This is a genomic window from uncultured Enorma sp. (assembly GCA_905210055.1).
Lineage (GTDB): Bacteria > Actinomycetota > Coriobacteriia > Coriobacteriales > Coriobacteriaceae > Enorma.
The window spans coordinates 1-7,967 of sequence record CAJLVH010000084.1 but is presented as its reverse complement, the minus strand read 5'-3'; the positions used below and the strand labels follow the sequence as shown (position 1 = coordinate 7,967).

The 7,967-nt window shown below is 62.5% G+C and carries 9 protein-coding genes and 1 tRNA gene; 7 read left to right on the top strand and 3 right to left on the bottom strand.

Going from position 1 to position 7,967, the window contains the following annotated elements; all coding sequences use genetic code 11:
* From QZ079_RS06325 to QZ079_RS06310, 4 genes are all read left to right on the top strand, one after another.
* Window positions 1-578: phosphoenolpyruvate carboxykinase (ATP) (locus QZ079_RS06325; protein ID WP_297036548.1), on the top strand; the 578-nt coding region annotated here is incomplete at its 5' end.
* 307 nt (window positions 579-885) lie between these two features.
* The gene (locus tag QZ079_RS06320; RefSeq protein ID WP_297036545.1) at window positions 886-1,614 is read left to right on the top strand and encodes a B3/4 domain-containing protein; all 729 of its coding nucleotides are present in this window, start codon (window positions 886-888) and stop codon (window positions 1,612-1,614) included.
* Window positions 1,615-1,664: 50 nt separating this feature from the next.
* Window positions 1,665-1,997, top strand: a complete 333-nt coding sequence (locus QZ079_RS06315; protein ID WP_291288458.1) for an MGMT family protein — start codon at window positions 1,665-1,667, stop codon at window positions 1,995-1,997.
* Window positions 1,998-2,034: 37 nt separating this feature from the next.
* A complete protein-coding gene (locus QZ079_RS06310) occupies window positions 2,035-2,253 on the top strand; it encodes a DUF6485 family protein (protein WP_291288459.1) in 219 nt (72 codons plus the stop codon).
* A 105-nt stretch (window positions 2,254-2,358) separates the two neighbouring features.
* Here QZ079_RS06310 and QZ079_RS06305 read toward each other — a convergent pair whose 3' ends face one another.
* The 3 genes from QZ079_RS06305 to QZ079_RS06295 form a co-directional block, all read right to left on the bottom strand.
* Window positions 2,359-3,192 carry an HAD-IIB family hydrolase gene (locus QZ079_RS06305; RefSeq protein ID WP_297036541.1) on the bottom strand — a complete coding sequence of 278 codons (834 nt, stop codon included), beginning with the start codon at window positions 3,190-3,192 and terminating at the stop codon, window positions 2,359-2,361.
* A 161-nt stretch (window positions 3,193-3,353) separates the two neighbouring features.
* The gene (trpS, locus tag QZ079_RS06300) at window positions 3,354-4,403 is read right to left on the bottom strand and encodes a tryptophan--tRNA ligase (RefSeq protein ID WP_291288461.1); all 1,050 of its coding nucleotides are present in this window, start codon (window positions 4,401-4,403) and stop codon (window positions 3,354-3,356) included.
* Between the two features lie 123 nt (window positions 4,404-4,526).
* Window positions 4,527-5,783: a glycosyltransferase family 4 protein gene (locus tag QZ079_RS06295; RefSeq protein WP_297036537.1), complete on the bottom strand. Its 1,257-nt coding sequence runs from the start codon at window positions 5,781-5,783 to the stop codon at window positions 4,527-4,529.
* Between the two features lie 483 nt (window positions 5,784-6,266).
* Here QZ079_RS06295 and QZ079_RS06290 point away from each other — a divergent pair.
* The 3 genes from QZ079_RS06290 (at window position 6,267) to QZ079_RS06280 (ending at window position 7,906) form a co-directional block, all read left to right on the top strand.
* Window positions 6,267-6,339 (top strand) — tRNA-Ala (locus tag QZ079_RS06290).
* 67 nt (window positions 6,340-6,406) lie between these two features.
* Window positions 6,407-7,351 carry a radical SAM protein gene (locus QZ079_RS06285; protein WP_297036534.1) on the top strand — a complete coding sequence of 315 codons (945 nt, stop codon included), beginning with the start codon at window positions 6,407-6,409 and terminating at the stop codon, window positions 7,349-7,351.
* Window positions 7,352-7,489: 138 nt separating this feature from the next.
* The gene (locus QZ079_RS06280; protein ID WP_297036525.1) at window positions 7,490-7,906 is read left to right on the top strand and encodes a hypothetical protein; all 417 of its coding nucleotides are present in this window, start codon (window positions 7,490-7,492) and stop codon (window positions 7,904-7,906) included.
* Window positions 7,907-7,967 lie beyond the last annotated feature (61 nt).

The window sequence follows — 7,967 nt, the reverse complement described above, 5'->3', positions numbered from 1 at the left end:
CCGGCGAGGTCCCGAGCGTGGTGCTCTTCCTCACCGCCGACGCCTACGGCGTGCTCCCGCCCATCTCGCGTCTCTCGCGCGAGCAGGCCATGTTCCACTTCCTCACGGGTTACACCGCGAAGGTCGCCGGCACCGAGCTTGGCGTGAAGGAGCCGCAGCCCACGTTCTCGGCGCTCTTCGGCGAGCCGTTCATGCCGCTTGATCACATGGCCTACGCCTACCTGCTGGGTGAGAAGATCACGCAGAACGACACCCATGTCTACCTGGTGAACACCGGTTGGACGGGTGGCCCGTACGGCATCGGCCACCGCATCGCGCTCTACTACACGCGCGCACTCGTGAAGGCCGCGCAGGACGGTTCGCTCGACATCGCGGGCTACGTGCACAACGACGTGTTCGACGTCGAGGTTCCGCGTGACTGCCCCGGCGTCCCGCGCGAGCTGCTCGACCCGCGCGGCACGTGGGAGGATCCGGAGGCCTACGACAAGGCTGCGGCCGAGCTCGCCGCCAAGTTCAAGGAGAACTTCGAGAAGCGCTATCCCGGTGTCGATCTTAAGAGCATGACCCGCGAGCGCTAATGGGTTCGTTGGGAGGTTCGTTGGGGACGTGTTCCTTCCAACCCCTTTTGGGTTGAGTGGGGACGTGTTCCTTCCAACCCCTTTTGAGTTGAGTGGGGCGGTGGCCGTTGATGGCCGCCGCTCCATTTCTTATCACGCTTTCTTTTGACGCGGCGTCGCCCCGTCGCTATGATGAACTCAATAGCGGCTCCATCCCCAGGTGGGGCAGCGCGAACGCGTGCGTGCCAGCGTCGTAGGGCGAAGAAGACGGCTGGTGGCGCGCGTTTTTTGTTTATGATTGTTGTTTGGCGATAGAAAGGCGGCTGGCATGAAGAGGTTTGTGACCGAAGCGTCGTTTTGGGAGCTGTTTCCGCAGGCAGCGATCGGTATCGTGGTCGCGGAGGGTATGAGGTCCGCAGCCGAGGTCTCCACCGAAGACGCTGCCGAGATCGAGCACCTGCTTGACCGGGCGAATATCCTCGCCGAGCGGCACCTCACGAGCGATACCATCTCCGAGAACGCTCCCGTGAAGGCATGGCGCGAGGCGTACCGCGCGTTCAAGACGAAGAAGGGTGCGCGCTGCTCGATCGAGAACCTACTGAAGCGCGTGCTCAAGGGCAATCCCGTGGGGCACATCACGCCCGCGGTCGACATCTACAACGCCATCTCGCTCAAGTACGCGCTGCCCGTGGGCGGCGAGGACATCGATGCGTTCGAGGGCGACCTGCGCCTGGGGATCACCGAGGGCGGAGATGCGTTCCTTCCGCTCGGCGAGAACGAGCATGAAGATCCGACGCTGCCCGGCGAGCTGTGCTACTGCGACGATGCGGGCGCGGTGTGCCGCTGCTGGAACTGGCGCGATGGCGTTCGTACGGCGCTCACGGACGATTCGAAGAACGCTTTCTTGATCATCGAGTGCGTTGAGCCAGAGCGCGTGGAAGATTGCCAGGCGGCAATCGATGAGCTTGCGGAGCTTGTGGAGCGCTATCTCGGCGCCACCATCAAGGCCAAGGAGCTCATCACGTCCGAGCACCGCGAGGCCGTCATCGCCGAGTGATAATCTGAGTCCAGGACGTAGATCATCACCATGCAAGCAGGAGAACGTCGATGAAGCAAGATACATCGCGTGACGGATTCTTCGAGCGCGTGTATGAGGTCGTTGAGCAGATTCCGGAAGGGATGGTCGCGACGTATGGTCAGGTGGCGAAGCTCGTGGGCGAGCCCCGGAAGGCACGCTACGTGGGATTCGCGCTCCATGTGAACCCGCGGCCCGGCGAGATCCCCTGCCATCGCGTGGTCTTCGCGGATGGGCGCATCTGCGAAGGCTTCGCGTTCGGCGGGGCGGGCGTGCAGCGTCGCCTACTCGAGGACGAAGGCGTCTCGTTTCGCGACGATGATCACGTGGATTTGAGCGTCTGCCGCTGGCCTGCCGGGATGTAAGAAGTCACGGGGATACAGTTACCTTTGAGGAGAGATTATGGCGAATGTAGCGTTTTGCACCTGCACCGACAAGGCGTGTCCGAACAATCCGTGCAACCACAATTCCGGCTGCACGCCGTGCATCGCGAAGTGCTTGAAGCAGCACGAGATTCCCACCTGCTTCTTCAAGGACATCTCGCTCGATCTCAAGCCGGGAGATGAACAGGATTGGACATACCGCGGCTTCGCCGAGCATGTCCGCGCGCATCTGTCTTGATGAATGTGAAAGTACCCCAGCGGCTGTTTTGCATCATGTTGAAAAAGACGCGTAGAAAAAGGCATCTTCAGATGCGAGGTAAAACGTCGTTGGGGTAATGCAGCGCTATCTCGCTTCGAGTACGCGCTCCACGAGTTCGGGGAAGGCACCGTCCCAGCCGATGGTCTCGAGCACGAGGTCGCAATAGGGGCGCACGTCGTCCGAGACGTTCGCCACGCCCACGCCCAGACCGGCAGCTTGGATCATCTCGAGGTCGTTTGCCGCGTCGCCCACGCCGATGGTCTCGGCAACGGGGATGCCCAGAAGCCCCGCGAGATGAACGAGTCCCGTACCCTTGTCCACACCTGCGGGAACGAACTCGACATAGCGATTCGAGGAGTATGTGATAGCGACCTTCTTGGGGTCGAGGGTGGGCGCAAGCTCTTCGCCTATCCGATGACAGCGTTTGAAATCGACATCCATGAAGAGGATCTTCATAGGCTCGTCGTCACCGATGAAATCATCGAGGCTGCTTACCGAATCGTCGAGCTCGATGCATCCCGGAAAGCCCTTCAGATACTCCTGCTCTTCCGGTGGGAGGAACTGCACATAGGTCTCTCCGCTCGTGGTATAGAGGTGCAGCGCTTGGCGATGCGTAACGCCCCACGCGTAGAGACGCTCGATCGAGGCACGGTCCCCGCTGGTAGTGAGCAGCGGTTCTGGGTCGTCGTAGCGATTGATGAACGCTCCGTTGTACGAGATGACGTAGGTGCCCTCCATGAGCGACTGGTCGATATCGGCGAAATTGTCCATGATCGATTGGTAGGGTCTGCCGGAACTCGGTACAAAGAGCACGCCGAGCTCGCGCATGCGCGCAAGCGCCTGCAGATTCGGTGCGGGAATCTGGTGCCGATGGTCGAGGAACGTTTCATCCATATCCGAAGCAACGACCTTGTACATCTTTCAACCTCTTACTTTCTTGGCGTAGTACGTCTCGTTCGTCCCCGTCTCCTGCCGCCCGCCGGGCATTTCCTCCACCACGAGTTCCGCAGCGAGCGAGGACTGTCTGAAGTGGGGGAGGATATGCCCGGCGGGCGGCAGGAGACGGGGACGGGGAGTCGCTAGTACACCATTCCCATGGCTTCGCGCACCTCGGCAAGCGTCGCCTCGGCGATCTCGTTTGCGCGGCGGTTGCCCTCGTGCAGCACGTCCTTCACATACTCCAGGTCGTTCTCGAACTGGTGCCGGCGTTCGCGGATGGGCTCGAAGTAGCTGTTCACAGCCTCGGTCACGTACTTCTTGAGCGCGCCTGATCCGCCCATGCCGATCTCTTCGGCAATCTCCACCTCGGTGCGGCCGGTGCAGATGGCAGCCGTCGAGAGCAGGCCGGAGACACCGGGGCGATGCTCGGGGTCGAAGGTGATCATGCGCTCGGAGTCGGTCTGGCTCTTCTTGATGCGCTTCGCTGTTTCTTCCGGCGTCATGGAGATCGAGATGGCGTTGCCATAGCTCTTGCTCATCTTACGGCCGTCGAGTCCGGGCAGCAGCGGCGTCGAGGAAAGCAGGGCGTCGACCTCGGGGAACACGTGGCCGTAGCGGTTGTTGAACTTGCGCGCGATGAGGCGGGTGAGCTCGATGTGCGGAAGCTGGTCTCGGCCGACGGGCACGACGTTGCCCTTGCAGAAGAGGATGTCGCACGCCTGGTGCACGGGGTAGGTGAGGAGAAGCCCCGTGAGCTCGTGGCCGCTCGCTTCCATCTCCGCTTTGACCGTGGGATTGCGCTGCAGCTCCGCTTCGCTCACGAGCGAGAGGAACGGCAACATGAGCTGGTTTGCGGCGGGCACGGCAGAATGCGCGTAAATCATGGTCTTCGCAGGGTCGATGCCGCAGGCGAGGTAGTCCATGACCATGTTGTACACGTTGTCCTGGATATGCTCGGTTGTGTCGCGGTCTGTGATGACCTGGTAGTCTGCGATGAGCACGTTCGTCTTCACGCCCATGTTCTGCAGCTCGACGCGCCCTTTGAGCGTGCCGAAATAGTGTCCCAGGTGCAGGCGGCCCGTAGGACGGTCGCCGGTGAGCATCGTGTATGCTTCCGGATGCACGGCAAGATCGGCGCTGATCTGGTTGCTGCGCTCGAGCGCGGTCTCATAGCTGCGGACGTTCGGCATGGGTCACCTTTCGTATCGTGTCGGGGTGCGAGCGTGCGGATGCGCGCATGCGCTGGCACGGCTTCCGCGCGGCAGGACGCTTCCGGTGCGGCACGCACCTGGGCGTCCGTTTTTCGCCCCCGGCTAGCCCTTCTTGATGCGGTCGATGGTATTATCGCGCAATTGCTCCTCGATGTGCTGCACGGTTTCCCGACGCTCTCCGCGCCGTTTGGCACGCTGGCGCTTTTCCGCCTGTGTTTCCTCGGCAAACGCCGGATCCTCGGGCGTTACGATCTCGTCGCGGTGCGTTTCGGGGTTGTAATGATGCCGAAGGACCGGCTCGAACAGGTGCAAGCGCATCGCGAAGACCGCCGAGCCGCCCAGCAGCACGAGGAAGATCACCACGCGGAACTCCGCGCGCACCTGGTTGATGAGCACGGCGCCGAGCGCGAGCAGGATGCACCACGCGTAGATGAGCAGCACCGCCTGGCGCTGATCATAGCCTTCCTGAATGAGCCGATGCTGAATATGGCCCTTGTCGGCCTGGCCGATGCTCACGTGCGCGCGCGTGCGGCGAATGATGGCGGCGAACGTGTCCAAGATGGGCACGCCCGCCACGATGAGCGGGATGATGAGCGACGTGAGCGCGGCCGTGCGGTTCACGGAGAGCAGCGACACCGTACCGAGGGCGAAGCCGAGCAAAAGCGACCCGGAATCGCCCAAGAAAACGCTCGCGGGGTTGAAGTTGTACCGCAGAAATGCCAGGCAGCCGCCGAACAGCGCGATGGAAAGCGCGGCGGCATCCGTGCGGCCGGCGAGCACGGCGAGACTGAACATCGCAAGTGCTGCGATCGCCGTGATGCCCGTGGCGAGCCCGTCGAGGCCGTCGATGAGGTTGATGATGTTCGTATACGCTACAAGGTAGACGACGGTGATGGGGTAGGCGAACCACCCGAGGTCGATGTTGCCCGGTCCCACGGGGTTCGAGATGGCGCCGATGGTGAGGCCGCCCGCCGCGGCGAGCACGGCGGCGAGCACCTGGCCGACGAGCTTCGCGCGGGGTCTGAGCGAGCAGACATCGTCGATGGCGCCGGTCGCGACGATGACGCAGAACGCCACGGCGAGGAGGTAGTAGTTGACGCTGAGGCTCGGATGCGAGATGAGCGCCGAAGGCCAGCCCCAGATCCAGGTGCCCGCGATCTGCACCGCAAGGGCGACGATGAGCCCGATGAAGATGGCGAGCCCGCCCATGCGGGGGATGGGCACCTTGTTGATACGGCGCTTAGAAGGGTAGTCCACGGCATCAAGGCGCACGGCGAGACGCTTCACGCCGGGAACGAGCGCGAAGGTGGTTGCGAACGCGGCTGCCGCGACACATATGTAGGGAGCAAGCGAATCCATGGCGGCGTGACCAGCAAAACTTCGTGGACGGTATCTGCGATGGCGCCAGGCGCAATCTGATACAATGATACCTAAAAAGCGCGGATTATTTGGCGGCGGACACCATATCATCATGCGATTGTAAGAGGATGCGCCCCCCGGGCGATTCAAGGCATAAAAAGACCGCACCCTGCTTCACGAAAATGAACCCACCTCTACAAGGTGGGTGCCCTCATCGGCTCTTCCAGCTTCCTTAACAACGAAGGATGCCTGTACTGGGCTCGACTGTGTGGGCTCCCTAAAAAAACGTGACGGTTCACCCAGTTGTTCCGCAGGGTGCGGGACACCTATTATGTTAGCCCGCCGTCCACCGAATACCAGTCTTGACTTATCCGGCTCCGTGGGTCATGATGAGCGCGATTACGTGTGTTTTTCACCGAATTATTCCGCTTCATAATTGCCCGTTGACAGTTCGGCGGAGCTTGGTAGAATAGTTCACTGCTTGGGGACGTAGCTCAGTTGGGAGAGCGCTGCCGTCGCATGGCAGAGGCCGAGGGTTCGACTCCCTTCGTCTCCACCCACTCAAGCATAAAGCCCGCTTCGGCGGGCTTTTTTGATATCGGCGGCGTTTTCGGCGGTGCGTTATGGAGCATGGGCTGCTCACACAGAATTCCCTCGCAGCGTGCGAACTGTGCCCTCGCCGGTGCGGCGCTGCCCGAGCGGCGGGGAAGACGGGCGTATGCGGTGCCGGGTCCGCGCTCAAGCTCGCCCGTGCCGCCCTCCACTTCTGGGAAGAGCCGCCCATCTCGGGCGAGGCGGGCTCGGGCACGGTGTTCTTCAGCGGTTGCCCGCTCAAATGCGTGTACTGTCAGAATCACGAGATCTCGACGGGGAATTTCGGCATCGAGGTGCCGCCCGAGCGACTCGCCCAGATCATGCTGGAGCTCCAGGATCAGGGCGCCCTCAATATCAACCTCGTGACCGCGACGCACTATGCACATCTGCTGCCGGAGGCAATCGCTACCGCCCGTGCGAGGGGGCTCGTTATCCCCATCGTCTACAACACGAGCGGGTACGAGCGCGTGGAGGCAGTGCGCGAGCTGGACGATCTCGTTGACATCTGGCTCACCGACTTCAAGTATGCCGATGCCGAGCTGGGCCGTGCTCTTTCGCATGTGTCCGACTACCCTTCAGTCGCCCAGAGCGCGCTCATTGAGATGTCGCGGCAGCTTAAGCGCCATGGGGGAGGAGCCGCTCGCGCAGATGGCGCCTGGATGCGCGGAATCATCGTGCGCCATCTCGTGCTGCCGGGGCATGCCGAGGATTCTTGCCGTGTGCTCGATTTGATCTGGGACGCGGTTGGCGACGTCCCCATTTCTGTCATGAATCAATACACGCCGAATGCCGCCATGCGCGCTGCCGGCGGCGATCTCGCTCGCGCCGTGACGGAGGATGAGTACGAGCTCGTGCTCGATCATGCCGATGAGCTCGGCTTCTCGCAGATGTTCTGGCAGGAGGGGGGAGCGGTGGACGAGAGTTTCACCCCGCCTTTCGACACGACCGGCGTGCTTGTTCGAGCAGACGCGTAGGCTCTTGCGCCCGCATGCGGCTGATGGCGTGGCCGAAGGATGCTGGGCGCGCGGTGTTTCAACATGTGTTTCGAACGCCCCGGGAGATTGCCGTACGGGGTATACTGCTACGCAGCATGTTCGAAGAAAGGCGGTCATATGTCCGACCAACTCGATACGCCCCTGACCGACGAGGAGCGCGCGGAGCTTGAGGCGCTCCGTGCCGAAAAGGCTCGTCGCGAGCGCGCGGAGCTCGAGGCGCTCCGTGCTGAACGGGAGGCGGTGGAAGCGGTGTCTGCGCCGGCACCCGCGCCGCAGGCAGCGGCACCCGTCGCCGATTCTCAGTCTTCGTTGCAGTCGCAGCCTTCGGCAACGCCTGCGCCCGTCTCTGCCGCATCTGTGCCGGATCCCGCGGAGGCCGATACGTTCGGCCGCCGTATGGTGCTCTCGCAGGGCGAGGACGAGGACGGCATCCCCGCGATGCCGCCCGCGCAGAAGATTCTCATCGCCCTCTGCCTCATCGCCGCGCTGGGAGCCGCGGCATACGTTGTGCTCAACAATCTCGGCATGCTCTAGCGCGCCGAACGAGCGGGCGCTTTCGGGCGCGCGCATGAACCGCCGCGGGACAAAGGAAGAG